General features: G+C 66.6%; 19 protein-coding genes. 17 read left to right on the top strand and 2 right to left on the bottom strand.

Going from position 1 to position 21,334, the window contains the following annotated elements; all coding sequences use genetic code 11:
- Nucleotides 1-36: 36 nt before the first annotated feature.
- The 5 genes from ACTNFK_RS12530 to ACTNFK_RS12510 all read left to right on the top strand — a co-directional run bounded on the left by ACTNFK_RS12530 (nucleotide 37) and on the right by ACTNFK_RS12510 (nucleotide 5,930).
- On the top strand, nucleotides 37-1,107 hold the full coding sequence (locus tag ACTNFK_RS12530) for an ABC transporter permease (RefSeq protein ID WP_435937652.1): 1,071 nt from the start codon (nucleotides 37-39) through the stop codon (nucleotides 1,105-1,107).
- A complete protein-coding gene (locus ACTNFK_RS12525; protein WP_435937653.1) occupies nucleotides 1,104-1,823 on the top strand; it encodes an ABC transporter ATP-binding protein in 720 nt (239 codons plus the stop codon). Before ACTNFK_RS12530 ends, ACTNFK_RS12525 begins: the two co-directional genes overlap by 4 nt.
- Nucleotides 1,824-1,883: 60 nt before the next feature.
- A complete protein-coding gene (locus ACTNFK_RS12520) occupies nucleotides 1,884-3,476 on the top strand; it encodes an alpha/beta hydrolase (RefSeq protein ID WP_435937654.1) in 1,593 nt (530 codons plus the stop codon).
- A gap of 104 nt (nucleotides 3,477-3,580) precedes the next feature.
- Entirely contained in the window at nucleotides 3,581-4,306 is a 726-nt protein-coding gene (locus ACTNFK_RS12515) for a hypothetical protein (protein WP_435937655.1), read from the top strand.
- Between the two features lie 118 nt (nucleotides 4,307-4,424).
- A complete protein-coding gene (locus tag ACTNFK_RS12510) occupies nucleotides 4,425-5,930 on the top strand; it encodes an alpha/beta hydrolase (RefSeq protein ID WP_435937656.1) in 1,506 nt (501 codons plus the stop codon).
- A 16-nt stretch (nucleotides 5,931-5,946) separates the two neighbouring features.
- On the opposite strand, the gene ACTNFK_RS12505 is transcribed toward ACTNFK_RS12510, so the two are convergent.
- Nucleotides 5,947-7,362 (bottom strand): MATE family efflux transporter, encoded by a 1,416-nt coding sequence (locus tag ACTNFK_RS12505; RefSeq protein ID WP_435937657.1) that lies wholly within the window; start codon nucleotides 7,360-7,362, stop codon nucleotides 5,947-5,949.
- A 106-nt stretch (nucleotides 7,363-7,468) separates the two neighbouring features.
- Here ACTNFK_RS12505 and ACTNFK_RS12500 point away from each other — a divergent pair, with 106 nt between their 5' ends.
- The 3 genes from ACTNFK_RS12500 (at nucleotide 7,469) to ACTNFK_RS12490 (ending at nucleotide 9,724) form a co-directional block, all read left to right on the top strand.
- Nucleotides 7,469-7,894 (top strand): hypothetical protein, encoded by a 426-nt coding sequence (locus ACTNFK_RS12500; RefSeq protein ID WP_435936267.1) that lies wholly within the window; start codon nucleotides 7,469-7,471, stop codon nucleotides 7,892-7,894.
- On the top strand, nucleotides 7,891-8,898 hold the full coding sequence (locus ACTNFK_RS12495; protein ID WP_435936268.1) for a DDE-type integrase/transposase/recombinase: 1,008 nt from the start codon (nucleotides 7,891-7,893) through the stop codon (nucleotides 8,896-8,898). Before ACTNFK_RS12500 ends, ACTNFK_RS12495 begins: the two co-directional genes overlap by 4 nt.
- Nucleotides 8,899-9,064: 166 nt before the next feature.
- Nucleotides 9,065-9,724 (top strand): nucleotidyltransferase domain-containing protein, encoded by a 660-nt coding sequence (locus ACTNFK_RS12490; RefSeq protein ID WP_435937502.1) that lies wholly within the window; start codon nucleotides 9,065-9,067, stop codon nucleotides 9,722-9,724.
- Here ACTNFK_RS12490 and ACTNFK_RS12485 read toward each other — a convergent pair.
- Nucleotides 9,721-10,647, bottom strand: coding sequence for a LysR family transcriptional regulator (locus ACTNFK_RS12485; protein ID WP_435937501.1), 927 nt, complete (start codon nucleotides 10,645-10,647; stop codon nucleotides 9,721-9,723). The two genes, ACTNFK_RS12490 and ACTNFK_RS12485, sit on opposite strands and share 4 nt — an antisense overlap.
- Nucleotides 10,648-10,863: 216 nt before the next feature.
- On the opposite strand from ACTNFK_RS12485, the gene ACTNFK_RS12480 reads away from it, so the two are divergent.
- The 9 genes from ACTNFK_RS12480 (at nucleotide 10,864) to ACTNFK_RS12440 (ending at nucleotide 21,141) form a co-directional block, all read left to right on the top strand.
- Nucleotides 10,864-11,829 (top strand): amidohydrolase family protein, encoded by a 966-nt coding sequence (locus ACTNFK_RS12480; RefSeq protein ID WP_435937505.1) that lies wholly within the window; start codon nucleotides 10,864-10,866, stop codon nucleotides 11,827-11,829.
- Between the two features lie 61 nt (nucleotides 11,830-11,890).
- Nucleotides 11,891-12,583 carry a 4-carboxy-4-hydroxy-2-oxoadipate aldolase/oxaloacetate decarboxylase gene (gene ligK, locus ACTNFK_RS12475; protein ID WP_435937500.1) on the top strand — a complete coding sequence of 231 codons (693 nt, stop codon included), beginning with the start codon at nucleotides 11,891-11,893 and terminating at the stop codon, nucleotides 12,581-12,583.
- A 5-nt stretch (nucleotides 12,584-12,588) separates the two neighbouring features.
- Nucleotides 12,589-13,524 (top strand): amidohydrolase family protein, encoded by a 936-nt coding sequence (locus ACTNFK_RS12470; RefSeq protein ID WP_435937499.1) that lies wholly within the window; start codon nucleotides 12,589-12,591, stop codon nucleotides 13,522-13,524.
- A gap of 1 nt (nucleotide 13,525) precedes the next feature.
- A complete protein-coding gene (locus ACTNFK_RS12465) occupies nucleotides 13,526-14,824 on the top strand; it encodes a protocatechuate 4,5-dioxygenase subunit alpha/beta (RefSeq protein WP_435937498.1) in 1,299 nt (432 codons plus the stop codon).
- A 46-nt stretch (nucleotides 14,825-14,870) separates the two neighbouring features.
- Complete coding sequence (locus ACTNFK_RS12460) at nucleotides 14,871-15,836, top strand: Gfo/Idh/MocA family oxidoreductase (RefSeq protein ID WP_433645575.1); 966 nt, start codon at nucleotides 14,871-14,873, stop codon at nucleotides 15,834-15,836.
- Nucleotides 15,833-16,807 carry an aldo/keto reductase gene (locus ACTNFK_RS12455; RefSeq protein ID WP_435937497.1) on the top strand — a complete coding sequence of 325 codons (975 nt, stop codon included), beginning with the start codon at nucleotides 15,833-15,835 and terminating at the stop codon, nucleotides 16,805-16,807. Before ACTNFK_RS12460 ends, ACTNFK_RS12455 begins: the two co-directional genes overlap by 4 nt.
- Nucleotides 16,804-17,505, top strand: a complete 702-nt coding sequence (locus ACTNFK_RS12450; protein WP_435937496.1) for a substrate-binding domain-containing protein — start codon at nucleotides 16,804-16,806, stop codon at nucleotides 17,503-17,505. Before ACTNFK_RS12455 ends, ACTNFK_RS12450 begins: the two co-directional genes overlap by 4 nt.
- 108 nt (nucleotides 17,506-17,613) lie before the next feature.
- Nucleotides 17,614-19,608, top strand: coding sequence for a M13 family metallopeptidase (locus ACTNFK_RS12445; protein ID WP_435937495.1), 1,995 nt, complete (start codon nucleotides 17,614-17,616; stop codon nucleotides 19,606-19,608).
- 513 nt (nucleotides 19,609-20,121) lie between these two features.
- A complete protein-coding gene (locus tag ACTNFK_RS12440; protein WP_435937494.1) occupies nucleotides 20,122-21,141 on the top strand; it encodes a putative endonuclease domain-containing protein in 1,020 nt (339 codons plus the stop codon).
- The last annotated feature ends 193 nt before the right edge of the window (nucleotides 21,142-21,334 follow it).

The following is a 21,334-nucleotide window of genomic DNA, read 5'->3' as shown; positions in this document are numbered from 1 at the left end:
ACTGTCATCGAATTCGTTGGCGTGAAAGGAACCCACATGTATGTCGCACTCAGAGACCTCCGCTTCGCCCGGGGCAGGTTTGTGCTGATCGGATCGGTCGTGGCCCTCATCACGGTGCTCGTTGGATTCCTGAGCGGGCTCACCGGAGGGCTCGCCACCCAAAACATCTCTGCGGTGCTCGCGATTTCCGCAGACAGGATCGCCTTCTCGGCCCCAACCGGCGGCGAAGCCGGTGCCAGCTTCTCGGACTCGGCGCTCACGCAGGAGCAGACGAGCGCGTGGGCGGTGACCGACGGCGTGACCGCTGTGGAGCCCCTCGGGATCAGCCAGACGCGAGGTGAATCAGGCGACACTCGAGCCGCGATCGCCCTCTTCGGAGTGCAACCAGGGTTCGACGCGACCTCACCCACCGGCGACGGGCGACTGGGGCTATCCGAGCCAGCCGCGGCCGCGCTGCAGGTCGAAGCCGGTGACGAGGTGGCGATCGCAGGGGTGCAGTACACCGTCGAGACCGTAGAGGGCGACGGTTGGTACAGCCACACACCGGTCGTGAAGATGACCCTGAGCGACTGGCAAGCCTATGCGGCCGCGACGGGCAGCCCCGACGCGTACGCGACCGTGCTGGCGATCAGCGGCACGCCCGACTGGGAGGCGGGAGACGCCGCGAACGACACGCTTTCGGAGGGCACCCTGGGCTCACTGATGGCCCTCAGCGCCTTCCGCTCGGAGATCGGCTCGCTCCTGCTCATGGTCTCTCTGCTTTTCGGCATCTCGGGCCTCGTCATCGGCGCCTTCTTCACTGTGTGGACGATGCAACGCAAGGGCGACGTTGCCGTGCTGAAAGCCCTCGGCGCGAGCACCCGCTCCCTCGTGCGCGATGCGCTTGGCCAGGCGCTCATCGTGCTGGTGCTCGGGATCGGCATCGGCCTTGGACTCGTGGCCATCTTGGGCACATTTGCCGGTACCGCCCTCCCCTTCATGCTGAGCCCGATCACCACGCTGCTGCCCGGCGCAATCATGATCACTCTCGGGCTTGCGGGGGCCGCCTTTGCCCTCCGCTCCGTGACCTCCGCCGATCCACTCACAGCACTCGGGAGCAACCGATGATTCGCCTCGATAACATCACCCTCACGTTTCCTGACGGAGATGCCCGCATTACGGCCGTCGACCGGGTCACCCTCACCGGCAGGCCCGGTACGGTGACCGGGATCACCGGGCCGAGCGGCTCAGGAAAATCGAGCCTCCTCGCCGTCGCGGCGACCTTGATTCGCCCCGACTCGGGCAGAGTTCTGATCGATGACATCGATGCCGCCGAGCTGAGTGCTGGCGAGACGACCGAGCTGCGCCGACGCACAATTGGCATCGTGTTCCAACAATCGAACCTCATTCCCTCGCTCACCGCGCACGAACAGCTGGCGGTCATGAACGAACTCGGTGACCCACACAGTCACCGAAACCGGGCGAAGGCGAACGCCCGCGCGAACGACCTGCTCGACGCTGTGGGCCTCGCCGCACAGCGGGACAAACGCCCGCACCAGCTTTCTGGAGGGCAGCGGCAGCGAGTGAACATCGCACGCGCGCTCATGAACGACCCAAAGGTACTCCTGGTTGACGAGCCGACGAGCGCGCTTGACCAGGATCGCGGTGCCAGCATCATCGACCTGATCCTGCAGCTCGCTGATCAACTCAACACGTCAACCCTGCTCGTGACTCACGACCTGGTGCAGCTTCCCCGTATGCACGGATCGGTGCACCTCGTCGACGGCAGACTCTCGTTGGCAGAGAGCCCCACCGCGCAAAGCCCGATGCCCAGCGGGACGTAGACGAAAATCCAATCTTGGATGGTGTGCAACGGGATGCATTTTTCCCACTAGTATTTCCCCATGGCCACGAATCCCCCCTCTCGCACGCGGCGGCGCACGCGACCGAGCGCGGCACTGCTTGCCGGGGTCCTCGCCGCGGGCCTCGCGCTCAGCGGCTGCAGTTCACTGTTCGGCCTGGGAATGGGTGCGGGCGCACCGGATGAGGTTGACCCGCTCGATCCACGCAGCATGAGTAGCGAGTGGCAGGCGGAGAATTTCGCGGCCTACTACGAGCAAGAGATCGAGTGGTACGCGTGCGGCGAAGAGGAGGGCCTCGACGAGTGGTACGCCGATGAGCTTGCTGCCGCCGGCTTCGACCTCGACCAGATCGGCTGTGCGTATATTCAGGCACCGTACGACTGGGAAAACCCATCGATCGAAGAGTCGATCGAGCTGAACATTGTGCACATCCCGTCGACCAGTGGCGAACCGCTGGGCACGCTGCTCGGCAACCCCGGCGGGCCCGGCGCCCCGGGGGTCGAGTACATGCTGGGCATGGCTGTTGCACCGGGCTTCGAAGCGGTGGCGGCCAATTACGACCTCCTCGGCTTTGACCCGCGCGGCATCGGGCGATCCACCCCCATCGATTGCGACGGCGGTGGATCGCAGCTGCCCGTCGTGCAGCTGGGCGCCTGCATCGCCGACAACCCCCTCACCCACACCATGGGCACCTCCCAGGTCGCGCGCGACATGGAACTCATGCGCGCGCTCATGGCCGACGAGAAGCTCAACTTTCTTGGGTACTCGTACGGCACGATGCTCGGCGCGACGTACGCCAGCATCTTCCCGGAACGAGTGGGTCGGATGGTGCTCGACAGCGCCGAAAACGCGGAGTGGGCAAGCTTGATCCACCAGTTTGATCAGGCGGTGGCGATCTCAAACGCCACGATCGCGCTTGCGACCGCTTGCCGCACCGAGTACGAGGACGAGGTGGAGGTGTGCCCGTTCGTCGACGAGGAGACGCTGCTCGCCGTCTTGGCGCAGCTTGATGCCGAGCCGCTCGTCGCGACCGACGGCACGGCGATCACGGGTCAGCTGCTGCAGCAGTACCTCATAGGCGCGCTCTACCAGAGCCACTTCGAGCGCGGGCGCACGCTTGACACGATTGCCCTGGCGCTCTTTGGTGATCAGGAGGCGATCGACACCGTCGGAGCCGATTTCTCGGGGGAGCACGTGCCCGACATGGCGATGCGGGTGGTGACGTGCCACTCGTTTCCGATCGAGCCCGACATTCCGGGGCTGCTTGAGCACATCGAGAGCGTCGGCATGCCCAGGCTGCTCGGCGGTCCCGAGATCACCGACGAGACCCTCGCACCGTTTACTGACCTGTCGTGCTACACGCTTCCCGGCAGCGGGCTCGACTTCACCGAGTCGTACGATGCGACGGGGGCGGATCCGATCCTCGTTATCGGCATCACTGGAGATCACGCGACTCCGTTCCAGTACGCCGAAGTGCTCGCGTCAGAGCTGGGGGATGCGACCCTGCTGACGCTCGATGGCCAGGGGCATGCGGCCTCGTACTCGGCGCGATCCACGTGTATCGATGAGCGCACGACCCGGTACCTGGTGTCCGGAAAGATGCCTGCGGCCGGCACTGTCTGCCTCGATGACTGACGCGACTGGGTTCGTTCCGCCAGCCGACCTCTCCCTGCCGTCTCCGCATTCTGTTTGACTCCACTGTTCGTTCCCACTTTGTCTCTTGACCCAAGGAATCACCCATGCCCGCTGTGCCCGAAGCCACTTCATCCACCCCCGCATCGGCCTCGACCCATGCGGAGCCTGCTCGCGAGAGCTGGTTTAGCCGTCAATTCGAGCTCGTTATTGCCGTGCTGTTGGGTGTCGCCTCGGTGATCACGGCCTGGGCCTCGTTCCAGGCTTCGCTGTATGACGGCGAGATGTCGGCGGCGAATACCAAGGCGAGCGTGCTGGCTGCGGAGGCCGAGTCACTGTATCTCGAGGGGAACCAGCAGTACGTGGGTGACGGGCAGCTGTTTGATCGTCTGACCGAACTCGAGATCCAGTCGACAAGTGCCGATGCCGCAGCCGCGGCTGTTGCGCTAGAGACGGTTGAGGTCTTGAGCTTTCAGTCGATGACCGAAGATTTCGCGGCGGCCATGGACTGGGCTGCGGCGGAGAACGAGGCCGATCCCGAGTACTTCACCCACCCGCAGGCCAGCGAGGACTACCAAGCCGTGCTCTTCGGCGGCTACCAGGAGGTCAAGGCCGAGGCTGACGCGGCGCTCGAGAGCTCGGCCAAGTTCAACGAGCTGGGCGATCAGCTGACCCTCGGAACCGTGTTGCTCGCCATCTCGCTGTTCCTCTTCGGTATTTCCGCGATCATCCGCAGTTTCCGCCTGCGCCTCATCATCACCGGGGTGTCGACGGTCGTGATGGTCGTTGCGACGGTCATGTCGGTCATCGTGGTGAACACCCCCGTTTCGTAAGCGGATCGGCTGCGCCGCGCGCTCGGATGCGGTCGGAGCAGTGCGTTTCGCATATGCTGGACACAGTGTAAGTTTCACGCGACCGTTGACCGCGTGATGAACGCCCGAGGGGGTTTCCATGGTTCGAATCGGTGGAATAGTTGCGACGGTGACGGCGATCGGTCTCACGCTCGCGCTCGGCGGGTGTGCGTCGGCGAACGCACCCGAGGGGGCGAGCGCGTTGCAAGAAACGAGCTTTCCAGGGGTCTACGCGCAGGAGATCGATTGGCGTGAATGCGGCCCCGAGTTCGGGTTCCGGGAGGGTTTCGAATCGGCAGTGGCTGATGCGGGCGGCACCGCCGAGGGCGCCCGCTGCGCGTTGATCGAGGCCCCCCTCGACTGGAGTGACTCCGGGAATCACGAGACGATCACCCTGTCGGCGGTGCACTTGCCCGCAACTGGCGACGAGTCGCTCGGCACACTGTTCAGTAACCCCGGCGGACCCGGCGGCAGCGGAGTTGACTTCGCGATCGGACTGACTACCATTCGAAGCTTCGATGCGGTGCATGAGCAGTACGACCTGTTGGGCTTCGATCCCCGGGGCATCGGCCGCAGTACTCCCGTGCAGTGCGAGAACGATACCGAGATCTTCGAACTGGCGATCGCGCTGTGCGCCGACGCGAACCCACTGGCCGACTCGATGGGCTCGGCGCAGGTCGCCCGAGACTTGGAGCTGCTGCGCCATCTCATGGGCGACGAGAAGACCCACTACGCCGGCTTCTCATACGGAACGGTCATCGGCGCGACCTACGCGACGCTCTTTCCCGAGCGCCTGGGGCGCATGATGCTCGACAGTGCCTGGCCAAGCGATTGGTCGAGCCCGCTCGGCTCTCACCAGCAGCGGGAGGCGATTTCGTTCGCGCTGAACGACCTCCTGCAGCAGTGCGCCACCGAGTATGGGCTCGCCCTGTGCCCGCTGAACGGCGAGGATGCCCTGGTGGATATCTCCGATCAGCTTGATCTCGCGCCTCTGCTTGCGAGCGACGGCACTCAGATTGACGGCAGCCTGCTGTCGGGGTATCTGACCGCTGCGCTGTACCAGGCGCCCTCGGGGCGACAGACCGCGCTCGACGTGGTGGGCCGGTCGTTGAGCGGAGAGCAGGCGGCGATCGATCAGATGGCCGACGCGATGAGCGGCGGCGGATCGAGCGTCGGTCTGAGCGGCATGATCGTTCGCTGCCTCTCCTCGCCCCGGGATCCGAACCTGGTCGGGCTGTACGAGTACGTGCGGGAACACGGGCTCCCGATCCGCCTCGGTGGTCCCGAGATCACCGATGAGACGCTTCGCCCGATGTTTGACCTCTCCTGCGATGCGCTTCCTCGCAGCGGCGACGACTACATGATGTTTGAAAACACGAGCGACGTGCCGATCTTGGTCTTCGGGGTCACGGGCGATCACGCGACGCCGTACGCGGGCGCGCAGCAGATGGTTGCAGAGCTCGGCAACGCCAGGTTGCTCACGCTCGAGGGCAGCGGGCACATCGCTTCGTTCTCGAACCGATCAACCTGCGCCGACGACGCGGCGACGGCGTACCTGCTGCGCGGCGAGCTACCCCCCGAGGGCGCGCTCTGCACCGACGACTGACCACGTTGCCGGGGCGCTACACGCCCAGCACCACCCACCGCTCGGTGCGCACGCGCAGCCCCAGCGTCACCGCACGCGCGGCCATGAAAGCGATGGTGAAGGCAGCGGTGAGCGCAGTGAGCCCGCCGACACCTGTGGGCCCGGGGCCGGGGGCAGCCGCGGCCGTGACTTGGGTGATGACCCAGAGCACCGGCAGGTAGGCGGCGAGATTCACGAGGCTCGTCCACGCGAGGTAGCGCGCGTCGCCCGCGCCCATCAACACCCCGTCGAGCACGAACACGAAACCGCCGAGGGGGAGCGATATTCCGAGCACGAGGAGCGACGGGGGAAGCGCAGCCAGCACCGCCGGGTCGTTCGTGAAGATGCGACCGACGACGGGGCTGAGGGCCGCGAGCAGCGCGCCGATGGCCGTGCCGCTGGCGAGGCCCCAGAACACCGATCGGCGCAGAATCGCCCGCGCGCGCTCGGCGTTGCGTGCGCCCAGTGCGTCGCCGATGAGCGCCTGCGCGGCAATCGCGAGCGCATCGAGGGCGAATGCCGCGGTCGAAAACAGGGTGAAGACCACCTGGTAGCCGGCGGTGGCGACCGTGCCCTGGGTCGCCGCGGCCCCGACCGTGAGGAGGAGCGCGGCGCGCAGGCCGATCGTGCGGACGAACAGCCACCCCCCGCTGCGGCCCGCGTGCCCGAGTCCGGCTCGCTGTGGCCACGCGGTGACACCGTGCGCGCGGGCGTGCCGGGAGACGACCACCAGGTAAACCGCCACCATGCCCCACTGCGCCGCGACCGTGCCCCAGGCGCTGCCCGCGATGCCCCAGCCGAGCCCATAGATGAAGATCCAGTTCAGCAGGGCGTTCGCGGCGAAGCCAATGCCCGCCACATACAGCGGAGTGCGGGTGTCTTGCAGGCCGCGCAGCAACCCCGTCGCCGCGAACACCACGAGCATGGCGGGCAGCCCCGCGCACGAGATCGCGAGGTAGGTGTGGGCGTGATCCACTACCTGCGGGTCGCGCGTGAAGAGGCGCACGACCGGCGCGCTCGCCGACCATAGCCCCGCCGCGAGTAGGAGGCCGATGCCGCCCGCAAGCCACAGGCCGTCGACCCCCGCCTGCACGGCGCCGCGCAGGTCACCCGCCCCGCGCCGCCGCGCCACGAGCGGGGTGGTCGCGTAAGCGAGGAAGACCATGAGCCCGACCGCGGTCTGCAGCACCGTCGCCGCGATCGCGAGGCCCGCGAGGGGAATCGCGCCGAGGTGCCCCACGAGTGCGGTGTCGACGACCAGAAACAGCGGCTCGGCAACGAGCGCCCCGAGGGCCGGCACCGCGAGCGAGGCGATGCGGCGGTCGAGGCGGCGGCGGGCGAGGCGGCGGCGGGCGATGTGGCCGCGGTCGCTGATGCGCCGGTTGCTGTTGCGGCGATCCACTGGGGTGGGCATGCCCACCACGCTAGCGCGCGCCCTGTGACCCTGGTCGGGTATTTGACTCTGGCCCTCTTTGCCAGGCTGTGTGTGAGTCACTCGGTTGACAGAAAGGTCACCCATCATGTCGATCACGCCGGGCTTCACTCTCACGGAAATCCGTGAGTATGTGCACGAGTACCAGAACCTTCCCCATGGCACGAAAACGAGATGGTTGAAAGAGCAAACCTTTTCCAAGCATCAGATCATGCGCTGGCAAGATGCCGTGTTCGGGGGCGATCTCGACCGCGGCATGATTCCGCGAGAGAGTAGCGGTATGACACCAGACGCGAAGGCCCGCCGGGAGATCTCCCACCAGCAGCGCAGCATCCCGAAAGAACAACACGACGCAGAACTCGCCGCGCTCAACGCCCGGATTCGTGAACTCGAGGGAACGAATGACGCGTTGGGAAAAGCTATCGGGCTCTTGCACAAGCTGAACGAGCAAGAGCCCGATACGTTGCCGGCGACCGGGCGAGAGAGTTCATCACCGCCGAGAACCTCCTCGTGACCGAGCTCACCCGCATCACGGGGTCACAGCGTAAGGCCCTGAGCCTTGCGGGGGTGTCCCGGGCGACGTGGCATTACCGGCAACAGCCCCGCCAAGTGGTGATGGCCCCGGTTCCGCAGGCCGAGCGGGCGTACCGGGCACGCATCAGTCCGACCGATCGGGAACGCATCGTGGGGTACATTCTTGCGGGGTGGGCGAAGAGCGTGTCCGTGGATCATGCGTACGCGTCGGCGTGGGATGCGGGAGTGATGCTCGCGTCGCGTCGCACGTGGTGGCGGATCGCTGCCGGCATCGAGGAGCAGATGCTGCGCCCGCAGGTCCCGACCCGGCGCGGGAAACGGGCCCCACGCGAGAAACCCGTCGTGACGGCGACCCGGCCCGGGCAAGCGTGGTCGTGGGACATCACTGACTTGTACTCGCCGTGGTGGGGGAAAACGTTCAAGGCATACAAGATCACCGATATTTTCTCGCGTGAGATCGTGGGGTGGCGGGTCGAGGAACGAGAGGCTGATCACCTCGCGGTCGAGATGTTTGAGACCGCGATCGCCCATTACGGAGCCCCGGAGGTGGTGCATGCGGACTCGGGGTCAGCGATGCGTTCACACGCGCTCCTGAACGCGCTCACCCACCACGGAGTCACGTTGTCGCATAACCGGCCGTACGTCTCGAACGATAACCCGTTCTCCGAGGCCGGGTTCCGCACGATGAAGTACCGGCCCGGCTATCCCAGAGTCTTCGCTGATCTTGCTGCCGCCCGCACGTATCTCGCCGAGTATGTGGCCTGGTACAACACCGAGCACAAGCACTCCGGGATCGCGTTGTTCTCACCCGCTCAGGTCGGTGACGGGTCATGGCGTGAGGTGTGGAAGACCCGCGACCTCGCGTTGCAACACTATTACGACACGCACCCGGAACGGTTCCGCGGGCGCCCGGTTACGCCGGCACCAGCGGACCTCGTGGGAATCAATCTCCCGAAACAAACCACACAACTAACGTCCGAGTGACTCCACACAGCTTGACACAGAGCGTGGTCGGGTCGATCTGCCCACATTTACCCGACCAGAGTGAGATCCCCGACGGGGTGAGGCCGCGCGACTCCGGGCACCGTACCGCTCGAGCGCGTGCGAGGCGGCGGGTGGATCAGAGGTCGGCGCCGGGTACGCTGAAGCCATGACATCCGCACCGAGCCTCGACACACGCTGGGAGCCACTGTCGGCTGAGAGCGTGGCGGAGCTCTTCGGCGGCACGCCCGCGCGCTGGTGGATCTCGGGCGGCGTCGCGCTCGACCGCTGGCTCGGCGAGTCGATTCGTGACCGCGTCAACATCGATGTCAGTACGACGAGAGCCGATGTCGCGCAGTTGGTCGCCGCGCTCCCCGCGCGATATAGCGCGTGGATCCCGGACGGCGACGACGCGGTAAGGGCCTGGCCCGTCGCGGCCGACGTGGCCGAAAACGCCGACCTGCAGCCGGTGCGCGTTCACGACGACGAGACCGGTGCCTGGGTACTGCAGATGAACGTCGAGGACGGCAGCCCGCGCGGCTGGCTCTACCTGCGCGATCCGCGACTGCAGTTGCCGTGGGATCGCGCCGTGCTCGACATTGACGGCATTCCGACCGGCGCGCCAGAGGTGCAGCTCGTGTGGAAGGCGCTGCGCCCGCGTCCCGAGGACGAGCTCGACAAGGATGCCGTGTTCCCCAGGCTGTCTGATGAGGCCAGGGCCTGGTGGGAGAAGGCGATCCTCTCGATCCACCCCCACTCCACCTGGTCGATCCACGTGCGCAGCCCACTCACGCCGGCGAAGGCCAGCTGGAATCGTCCGCGCCGCTAGTCGGTAGGATCTGCGCGATCAGTGTGGTCGACCCCGTCGGCGACGGCGCCCACCACGAGCGCCCGGAACCAGCGCTGCGCGGGCGACAGGCTTGCCTCGCGCCGGGTATAGAGGGAAACCGGCGTGCTCTGACCGGGCCAGGGCAGCTCCGCGATCCGCAAGCCGGGGAACCACCCGCAGAACACCTCGGCGACGTGCCGCGGCAGCAGGACGACGAGGTCGGTCGCCTCGAGCACCGCGGGCACCGTCGCGTACTCCTCAACCGTGAGCGCGACCTGCGGCAGAAGTCCGTGCTCCGATAGTGCGCGCAGCGGAAAGACGTGGCCGCCGCGGGCCGACACCCGCACGAAGCGACGATCCGCGAACATGCGGGGCCCGGTGGGGGGCAACGGGTGGGAGCCCGAGGAGAGCGCAACGTACTCGACGGCGCGCACCCGGGTGCGCCACAAGCTCGGGGTCGCGATCAGCGAGACTGTCATCGCCAGGTCGATGGTGCCGCGGATCAGCCCGTCCTCAACCTGGTCCGCGTCTAGGCGCTCCACTTGCAGGTGGGGGCCAGCGGCCTCGCGCGCGAGCGCAGCCATGATTGGGGGAAGAAACGTTTGTTCGCCGATTGACGTCAGTCCGAGCATGAGTTCGCCGGTGAACTGCGCGGGTTCGAAGTTGTCAGGGACGCTCACGACGGCATCGATCTGAGCGAGGGCCTCGTGCAGCGGGCCAAACAATTGGGTGGCCCGGGTGGTCGGCACCATGACGTGGCCCTCGCGGCGGAAGAGGTCGTCGCCGAACCGTTCGCGCAGCCGCGCGAGGGTGTAGCTGACGGTCGGTTGGGTCACGTGCAGTCGGTCGGCGGCGGCGGTGAGACTGCGCATCTCGTAGAGCACGACGAAGGTGCGCAATTGGTTGAGGTCGGGGAGCGCCATGTATCGATCCTATCTATGGGCTGCGCGTGATATATCTATTGGCCCATACCGGCAAACCCGCCTAGAGTCGTGAGTACCAGCATCCGGCATCGTCGCCCGCTCCCGGGCTCCGGTATGCAGCCACCCGCATTCCAATGACAAGGACGCCACACGTTGATCATCGACATCCACGGCCACTACACCACCGCTCCCGCGCAACTCGGAGCCTGGCGTGACCTGCAGATCGCCTTTGCGAACGGTGAGGGCGAGGCCCCCGATCCCGCCGCGCTCCGCATCAGCGACGACGACATCATCGAGACGATTGAGGCCAACCAGCTGCGCCTCATGAACGACCGGGGCAGCGACGTCACTGTCTTCAGCCCCCGCGCCTCGTTCATGGCCCACCACATCGGTGACCTCGAAATCTCCGAGACCTGGGCACGCATCTGCAACGACCTGTGCGCGCGCGTCAGCGAACTCTTCCCCGATCGCTTCCTGCCCGGGGCGATGCTTCCGCAGTCTCCGGGTGCCGCTCCCGAGACCGTCCTCGCCGAGCTCACCCGCGCCGTCGAAGAGTTGGGTGCGGTCACCGTCAACCTCAACCCCGATCCGTCGGGCGGCAAATGGACGGCACCGGCGCTGACCGATCGCTCCTGGTACCCGATCTACGAGAAACTCGTCGAGTACGAGCTCCCGGCCATGATCCACGTCAGCACCTCGTGCAAGTCGGTCTTCCACACCACCGGCGACCACTACCTCAATGCCGACACCACCGCCTTCATGCAGCTGCTCAAGGGCGACCTGTTTCGCGATTTCCCCGATCTGAAGTTCGTCATTCCGCACGGTGGTGGCGCGGTTCCGTACCACTGGGGTCGTTTCCGCGGGCTGGCGATGGCACTCGGCAAGCCCGAGCTCGAAGAGCACCTGCTGAACAACGTGTTCTTCGACACCTGCGTCTACCACCAGCCGGGCATCGACCTGCTCACCTCGGTGATCTCCGTCGACAACATCCTGTTTGCCAGCGAGATGATCGGTGCCGTGCGCGACATCGACCCCCGCACCGGCCACTACTTCGACGACACGAAGCGCTACGTCGACGCGACCCCGAACCTGACCGACGAGCAGCGGCAGCAGGTCTTCGAGGGCAACGCCCGCCGCCTCTACCCCCGCGTCGACCGCGCGCTCACTGCACGCGGGCTCTGACCGCGTGCAGTGATCCACTGCCACAGCCTTTTCACCCTACGAACTCGACCCGGAGAAGATCTTGCGCCTCAATAACCTCGGCATCGTTCACACCAATATCGAGCGGCCCGACCCGGCCGACGTCGCCCGGCTTTCGCAGTTCGGCGTGGCCACGATTCACGAGGCCATGGGACGCGTGGGCCTCATGCGCCCCTACATTCGGCCCGTGTACACCGGTGCCAAGCTGTGCGGCCCGGCCGTGACGGTGCTGCTGCAGCCCGGCGACAACTGGATGTTCCACGTCGCCGCCGAGCAGGTGCAGGAGGGTGACGTGGTCGTCGCTGGCTGCACCACCGAGAGTGAGGACGGATTCTTTGGCGACCTCCTCGCCACCTCGCTCACCGCACGCGGTTGCAACGGCCTCGTGATCGACGGCGGCGTGCGCGATGTCGCCGACCTCGAGAAGATGGGCTTCCCGGTCTTCTCGCGCGCGATCAACTCGAAGGGCACCGTCAAGGCGACCCTCGGTTCGGTCAACGTGCAGGTTGTCGTGGCGAATGCAGTGGTCAACCCGGGTGATGTCGTGGTTGCCGATGTCGACGGCGTCGTGGTTGTGCCGCGCGAGCTCGTCGGCGCGGTCGCCGATGCCAGCCAGAAGCGCGAAGACAACGAAGAGGCGAAGCGGCAGCAGTTCCGCGAGGGCGTGCTGGGGCTGGACATCTATAACATGCGCGAGCCGCTGGCGAAGGCCGGTCTCGAATACGTGGAGGACTGATTACTATGGCACACGGCGACACCAGTGGCGGCTTCGAAAAGTCGCCCGGATGGCTCGACTGGTATGACGGGCCCACGACTCCAACCTTCCGCGTGCCCGCGGGCGCGGTGGACGCGCACTGCCACGTCTTCGGTCCGGGCGAGCAGTTCCCGTACGCGCCGGAGCGCAAGTACACCCCGTGCGACGCCTCGGCCGAGCAGCTTTTCGCGTTGCGCGACCAGCTCGGCTTCGAGCGCAATGTGATCGTGCAGGCCACCTGCCACGGCGCGGACAACCGCGCACTCGTCGACGCGCTGCAGCGCAGCGAGGGTCGCGCCCGCGGTGTCGCCACGGTTCGCCGCGATGTCACCGAGGCGGAGCTTGCCGAACTGCACGCCGCCGGCGTGCGGGGCGTGCGCTTCAACTTCGTGAAGCGGCTGGTCGACCGCGTGCCGACCGAGTCACTCGACGAGATTGTTGCGAAGATCGCCCCACTCGGCTGGCACGTCGTCATCTACTTCGAGGCCGAGGATCTGCCCGAACTGTACGACTTCTTCTCGGCGATCCCCACCGACCTCGTCGTCGACCACATGGGTCGCCCCGACGTGACCAAAGACCCGAACGGCCCCGAGTTTGACCTGTTCCTGCGTTTCATGCGGGAAAACCCGAACGTCTGGACCAAGGTCTCCTGCCCCGAGCGACTCTCCACCAGCGGCCCGCGCGCGCTTGCCGGCGAGCAGAACGCCTACACCGATGTGGTGCCGTTCGCGCGTCGCGTTGTCGAGGAGTTTCCCGATCGCGTGCTCTGGGGCACCGACTGGCCGCACCCGAACCTGAAGGATCACATGCCCGACGACGGGCTGCTGGTCGACTTCATCCCGCACATCGCACCCACCCCTGACCTGCAGCAGAAGCTGCTCGTAGACAACCCCACCCGCCTCTACTGGCCAGAAGGAGCATGACATGGCACTCGATAAGCCATACAAGGACGTCCCCGGCACCATCATTTTCGATGCCGAAATGGCCCGCAAGGGTTACCACCTCAACCAGTTCTCGATGTCGCTGATGAAGCCCGAGAACCGTGAGCGCTACCTCGCCGACCGCGAGGCGTACCTCGACGAGTGGCCGCTGAACCCCGCGCAGCGCCAGGCGGTGCTCGACATGGATCTCAATGCCATGATGGCCGAGGGTGGCAACATCTACTTCCTGAGCAAGATTGGCGCCACGCACGGCCTGAGCTTCCAGCAGATGGCTGGCTCGATGACCGGCATGAGCGAGGCCGCCTACCGCGACATGATGATCGGTGGTGGCCGTCGCCCCGAGGGTGTGCGCCTGAAGGATCTCGACGGGTGGACCCCGCCGTCGACCGAGAAGTCAGAGGTCATGCGGCCCGACGCGCCGGCGAAGTTCACCTCGGCGCTGTTCACTTCTCACGTGCCCGCGATCGGCGCGGCAATGGATCACGGCAAGACCGAGGAGCCGTACTGGAAAAAGGTCTTCTCCGGCTACGAATGGACCCGCAAGTGGGCCAAGGAGAACACCCCTGACGTCGTGATCCTCGTGTACAACGACCACGCCACCGCGTTCGACTCATCGATCATCCCGACCTTCGTCTTGGGAACCGGCGCCGAATACCCGGTCGCCGACGAGGGCTATGGCCCGCGCCCGGTGCCCGATGTCAAGGGCTACCCCGAATTCGCCGCCCACCTCGCGCAGTCGGTGATCCAGGATGATTTCGATCTAACCCTGGTGAACGAGATGGTGGTGGATCACGGCCTGACCGTGCCGCTCTCGCTCGTATTCGGCGATGTCGAGGAATGGCCATGCAAGGTCATCCCGCTCGCCGTGAACGTCGTGCAGTACCCGGTGCCGTCAGGCCGCCGCTGCTACGAGCTCGGTAAGGCGCTGCGTCGGGCCCTCGACAAGTGGGACGGCCCCGAACTCAACGTGCAGATCTGGGGCACCGGCGGCATGAGCCACCAGCTGCAGGGTCCGCGCGCGGGCCTCATCAACGAGGAGTGGGACAACGCGTTCCTTGACCACCTGATTGCCGACCCGCTGGGGCTTACCGAGTGGCCGCACATGGAGTACGTTGACGAGGCAGGTTCGGAGGGCATCGAGCTGGTCGATTGGCTTATCGCGCGTGGCGCGATGGACGATCAGTTCGGCGGCGAGGCACCCACAGTGGATCACCGGTTCTACCACGTGCCGGCTTCCAACACCGCGGTGGGTCACCTCGTGATCTCCAACCCCTCGGCGTAATCGGCACCCGCACGCTCCCATTTCGACACAGCAGAAAGACACACGCATGAGTAGTGACAAGGTACGGATCGCCGTCGTCGGCGCAGCAGGCGCCTTCGGCATGAAGCACCTCGACGGGCTGAAGAACATCGAAGATGCGGTGGTGACCGTGGTGAGTGCCACCTCGCAGGAGAAGGCGGATGCCGTCGCCGCGCAGTACGGCGTTCCGAACGCCGTGGTCGGCCTTGACGCGGTGCTCGAGCGCGACGATGTCGATGCCGTGATCCTCGCCACCCCGACGGGCCTGCACGCCTCGCAGACCCAGGCGGTGCTCGCCGCGGGCAAGCACGTGCAGGTCGAGATCCCGCTGGCCGATTCCTTCGCCGATGCCGAGGCGGCGTTCGCCGCGGCTGAGACAGCCGAGGCCTCCGGCAAGATCGCGATGGTCGGCCACACGCGCCGGTTCAACCCCTCGCACCAGCTTGTGCACAACCGAATCACGGCGGGCGAGTTCAACGTGCAGCAGATGGACGTGCAGACGTACTTCTTCCGCCGCTCGAACACGAACGCCAAGGGCGAGCCGCGTTCGTGGACCGATCACCTGCTCTGGCATCACGCCGCCCACACGGTGGATCTATTCGCCTACCAGGCGGGCAAGATCGTGCAGGCGAACGCCATCCAGGGGCCGATCCACCCCGAGCTCGGGATCGCAATGGACATGTCGATCCAACTGAAGAGCGAGACCGGCGCCATCTGCACGCTGTCGCTGTCGTTCAATAACGAGGGGCCGTTCGGCACCTTCTTCCGCTACATCGGCGACACCGCGACCTACGTCGCGCGCTACGACGACCTGTTCGACGGCAACGAGCAGCAGATCGACGTCACGAACGTCGCGGTGAGCATGAACGGCATCGAGCTGCAGGATCGCGAGTTCATTGCGGCGATCCGCGAGGGGCGCGAACCGAACTCGTCGATCCGTCAGGTGCTCGACTGCTACCGCGTGCTCGGCATGCTCGAGGAACAGCTCGCGTGAAGCTGCCTCGTTTCGGCCTCGGGTGCATGTCGCTGAGCCATGCCTATGGTGTGCCCCCGGCCGAGGCCGAGGGCCTGGCGCTGCTGCGCGCGGCCCTCGATGCCGGCGTGGAGATGCTCGATACGGCCACGCTGTACGGTGGCGGTCGCAACGAGGAACTCGTGGGGCGCGCGATCGCCGAGCGTCGAGATGAGATCGTGCTCGCAAGCAAGGGCGGCATGTCGATCATCGATGGCGTCAAGGTGATCGATGGCCGCCCAGAGACCCTGCGCGCGCAGGTCGACGCCTCGCTGGGCCGGCTCGGTGTCGATCACGTCGACCTGTACTACCTGCACCGGTGGGACAAGAAGGTGCCGATCGGCGAGAGCGTTGGTGCTCTGGCCGAGGCGATGAGCGCCGGCAAGATCGGCGCAGTCGGCCTCTCCGAGGTGTCGGTCGCGCGGCTGCGCGAGGCGCAGTCGGTGGCACCAATCGCGGCCGTGCAGAACGAGTATTCGCTGTGGACGCGCAACCCCGAACTCGGCATGCTCGAGGCCACGCGACAGGATGGGGTCGCGCTGGTCGCATTCTCACCGGTGGCCCGCGGCTTCCTCGCCGACGGTGTTGCCGACCCTGCGCGGCTCACTGAGAAGGACATCCGCCGCGCGATGCCCCGCTTCCAGGCGGAGAACTGGCCGATCAATGCTGCGCTGCTGCCGCGGTGGCACGCACTTGCCGCCGAGGCTGGCTGCACTCCCGCGCAACTCGCGCTCGCGTGGCTCTTGTCGCGAGGCGAACACGTGATCCCGATCCCCGGCACGACGAACATCGCACACATGCGTGAGAACGCTGCGGCGCTTGACCTGGTGGTTGATCCGGCCCTGCAGGCACAGGCAGGTGAGCTGATCTCGCAGGCGACGGTATCGGGTCCCCGCTACAACCCGGTCGGAAACTCCGAGGTCGATGCCGAGACATTCGAGGACGCGGTATGAAAGCCATCTCGTCGATGGCGACGCGTCACGTGCTCGCCGATTTGGCCGCCGCGTCGGCACAGACCGGTTTGCCCGAGCTTGAGATCGAATCGGTCGGCGGCGTCGATGCCGCGAAGCGCGTCGCCGCGGGTGAGCCATTCGACCTCGTCTTCCTCGCCTCCGATGCGTTGGCACGCCTCGCGGCAGATGGGCACGTGGATCCAGCCACCGTGCGGCCACTCGTCCTTTCGCAGGTTGCCGTCGCCGTGCCTTCGGGCTCGATCGAGCCCGCGATCCGACCCGAGGGTGTCGCGTTCACCGACGCCAACGGCGTGCGAGAAGCGATGCGGGCCGCAACCCGCATCGGATATTCGACGGGCCCCAGCGGAACCACGCTGGTGCAGATGATCGATGGCTGGGGGCTCGCGGGCGAAGTCAGCGATCGCCTGGTGCAGGCTCGCCCCGGCATCCCCGTCGCGAAGCTGCTCGCCGACGGCGAGGTCGACCTCGGATTCCAACAGTTGAGCGAGCTCGTCGGGCAGCCGGGTGTGCGCATCCTCGGGGTGCTCCCGGCCGACTGCGCGATCGACACGGTGTTTTCGAGCTCCGTGGCGACGAACGCAGCGGATCCTGCGGCCGCGCAGGCGGTGCTCGACTTCATGGGCTCGGATGCCGCCGCGCAGATCAAGCTCGCGCACAGCTTCGGGGTGCCGCAGTAATCACGCGGGTGCGTGCGTCTCGCCTGCAGCTGCGCGCGAGCATCGCTTGCGCCCGCTCTCAGCGAACGCGCCGCCGCTCCGAGCGCGCCGCCCGTTAGTGTGGAACGCATGAGTGCTGACACCGTCTCCCCTGGCAATTACGGCCCCGCGGGCGTTGACCTCGCCGAACTCGACCCGGCGATCCGCCCCCAAGATGACCTGTTTCGGCACGTGAACGGGCGCTGGATCGCACGCACCGAAATTCCCTCCGACAAGGCGCGCTACGGTTCGTTCGCGGTGCTCGCTGAGAACGCTGAGGCCGCGGTGCGCGACATCATCACGGGCACCCCGGCGCCCGCTGCCGGGGCCCCCGCCGAGACCGAGGCCGACAAGATCGCGGCGCTCTACGCGAGCTTCATGGACGTGGATCGCGCCGACGCGCTTGGGGCGCAGCCAATCGCGCCCGACCTCGCGCAGGCGCTCGGCGTCGCTTCGATCGAGGAATTGGTGCAGCTCGTCGCCGAGCGCGAGCGACAGGGCGGCTCAGGATTCGCGGGCCTCTACATCGACAATGACCCGGGCGACCCCACCCGCTACATCGTGTTCGTGATGCAGGGCGGCCTCGGTCTGCCCGACGAGTCGTATTATCGCGAGGACGAGTTCGCCGAGATTCGCGAGCAGTACCGCGCGCACATCGCGCGCATGCTGGGGCTCGCGGGGGTCGAAGGCGCGGATCGCCTCGCCGAACTCAGCTACGAGCTCGAGCGCCGCATCGCCGCAAAACACTGGGACCGCGTCGCCAGCCGCGACATTCAGAAGCTGTACAACCTCCGCACCTTCGCAGAGCTGCAGGAGCTGACCCCCGCCCTCGATTGGCGGGCCTACTTGGCCGCGGCCGGAGCGCCCGAGTCGGCGTTCTCCGAGGTCGTCGTCGGGCAGCCCGACGCGATCGCGGGTCTGGCAGAGCTCCTCGTGCCCGAGGAACTCGATGCGTGGCGGGCGTGGCTCGTGTGGCAGATCGTGCGTGGATCCGCCGCCCTGCTCTCGCAGGAGATCTCTCGCGCAAACTTCGACTTCTACGGCACCGCGCTCACCGGTGCGACCGAGCAGCGCGACCGGTGGCGCCGAGGGGTTTCCTTCGTCGAGGGGTCGATGGGCGAGGCCGTGGGGAAGCTCTACGTTGAGCGGCACCTCGACGAGTCGTCGAAGGCCGAAATGGACGTGCTCGTCGGGTTCCTCGTCGAGGCGTACCGGCAGTCGATCCACGAGTTGGAGTGGATGAGTGAGGAGACCAAGGCGCGCGCCCTTGAGAAACTCGAGAAGTTCACGCCGAAGGTGGGCTACCCGGTGAAGTGGCGCGACTACTCGAAGCTCGTCGTCGATGCGGGTGACCTGCTTGGCAACTCGCGGCGCGTGGCTGAGATGGAGTTCGAGCGCGAGATCGGGAAGGTGGGTAAGCCGATCGATCGCGATGAGTGGTTCATGACCCCGCAGACCGTGAATGCGTACTACAATCCCGGCTTCAACGAGATCGTGTTCCCCGCGGCCATTTTGCAGCCGCCGTTCTTCGACGCGAACTGGGATGCGGCCGCGAACTACGGCGCGATCGGCGCGGTGATCGGGCACGAGATCGGGCACGGCTTTGACGACCAGGGGTCGCGCTACGACGGCGACGGCAAGCTCACCGATTGGTGGACCGAGGCGGATCGCGCCGCGTTTGAGACCCGCACCCGGGCGCTCATCGATCAGTACAACGCGCTGTCGCCCGAGGGTGCCGACGGTAAGACGGTAAACGGAGAGCTCACGATCGGCGAGAACATCGGCGACCTGGGCGGGCTCGCGATCGCGTGGAAGGCGTACCTTTTGTCTCTTAATGGCGCCGAGCCGCCCGTGGTCGAGGGGCTGACCGGTGCCGAGCGGTTCTTCCTGGCGTGGGCGCAGGCGTGGCAGCAGAAGTCGCGGCCCGAGGAAACGGCGCGCCTACTCACGGTCGACCCGCACTCGCCGAACGAGTTCCGCTGCAACCAGATCGTCGCCAACCTCGATGCTTTCCACGAGGCGTACGCCACCAGGCCCGGCGATGCTCTGTGGATGGAGCCCGAGGCGCGCGTCTCGATCTGGTAGCCGCCGCTCCGGCTGGCGGGTGATGGTTGGCGGGTGGACCCCGGCGCACGGTTGCGCGTCGCCGAACCCTGCGTCAGTGCCCACCTGACTCGCTCCGCGCGCCACGCGCGCAGTCGGGTGGACCCCGGCGCAGGGATGCGCGCGATTCAACCCTGCGTAGGTGTCCACCCGGCTCCCTCACCGAGTAGAGGGGAAGCACGGACGTGGAGTGGCGAAACCGACCGCTGACCGACGGCGCACGCGCGGTGCGGGAGTGCCCGGTCTGGTGGCGAGACGATCCGCTGGAAGCTCGACCGCTCGGTTCATCTCCAATGAGGTGACCCAATACACGCGCAACTACCGTTCCCGACGGCAAGGGCAGGCATCGTCTGCCCGCGGCAGCCTCCAGGGCTGAGGCTCACAGGCGGGTACGATCAAGCATCACACGAGCCCCAACTCGTGCAATCCCGCTCACACGCATCCATATGCGGGGAGAACGCGGGTCTTCTCCACAGAACGCGCAAGACAGGCTTCATGCCGCAACAAACCGATCAAGCTGGTTCGATGCCGTATCCCCGCACTCCACTCCCGCAACAACTTGGCGAGGTCTTCACGACCGAACAGGCCCAGGCGCTCGGCGTGAGCCGTGGCAGGCTGCGATGCGCTGATCTCGAGCATCCGTTCATCGGCGTGTACCGGAGGCGAGACCCCGCAGAACACGCACGGATCAACGACCTCCCACCGCGACAGGCCTGGGCAGTTCGGCAGCGACTAAGAGCGGAAGAGTTCGCCGCGATCATGCCCGCGGGCTCGTTCTTCACGGGGCGTACGGCCGCGGCCCTCTGGGATCTGCCCATTCCCCCAGCCCGAAGCGACGACATCGAAGTGGGGGTGCTCGCGCCGGCGCGGGCAGTCCGCAGGGCCACAGTACGCGGGTCCCAGATCCGCCAGCATCTCGTCCAGGCCACCGTGCGCTTTGGTCTCCCGACCCTCACTCCCGCGAGCATCTGGGTGGTGCTTGCCCACCGCTTGGCACTCCCCGATCGTGTCGCCCTGGGCGATGCGGTCCTGAGGCACACGCGTATCCCCGGCACCGATCGACACGAAGACCCGCCGCTCGGAACCCTCCAAGAACTTGCCGAACTCACTGAGATCGCCAGACCCGGGGCCATGCTGCTCCGTCGCGCGCTGCCGCTTCTCGTGACGGCTTCGGCATCGCCGCCCGAGAGCCACCTGCGACTCCTGCTGCGTGAGTGGGGGTTTCCCGAGCCGTCACTCGACGTTGATGTGCGTGGGCCCGATGGCAGGCTGCTCGGTTGTAGCGAGCTCGCATACCCTGAGTTTCGGGTTGCACTCGAATACGAGGGCGACCACCACCGTGTTCTTGCCGATCAGTGGAATCGCGATATCCAGAAGTATCACGACTACGCCGCAAACGGTTGGTCTGTGGTGCGCGTCACCGCGACACTCCAGTACCAGCAGCCACTGGTGTTGCGCGGGCGGATCCACGATGCCCTGCGCCGGGGAGGCTGGGGCGGCGAGGCCGGCGCCTGAAGGGGCACCGCGGGTGGACGCTCCCGCAGGGTTGAAGCGCGCTGAACCCTGCGCGGGGGTCAACTCGGCGAGGTGGCGCTTGCTGGGTTTCGAGGCGGGAGACGCTGGGGCCGAGGCGCGACCTGCCGGGGGTGGGGCGGGGCGCGGGAGACGAGGGGAGGGAAGAGAAGCAGCAAGCGAGCCACACCAGTGG

The organism is Leucobacter fengyongliangi (genome assembly GCF_052386045.1).
The sequence above is the reverse complement of the archived record's forward strand: the minus strand, read 5'-3'. Positions and strand labels throughout refer to the sequence as shown.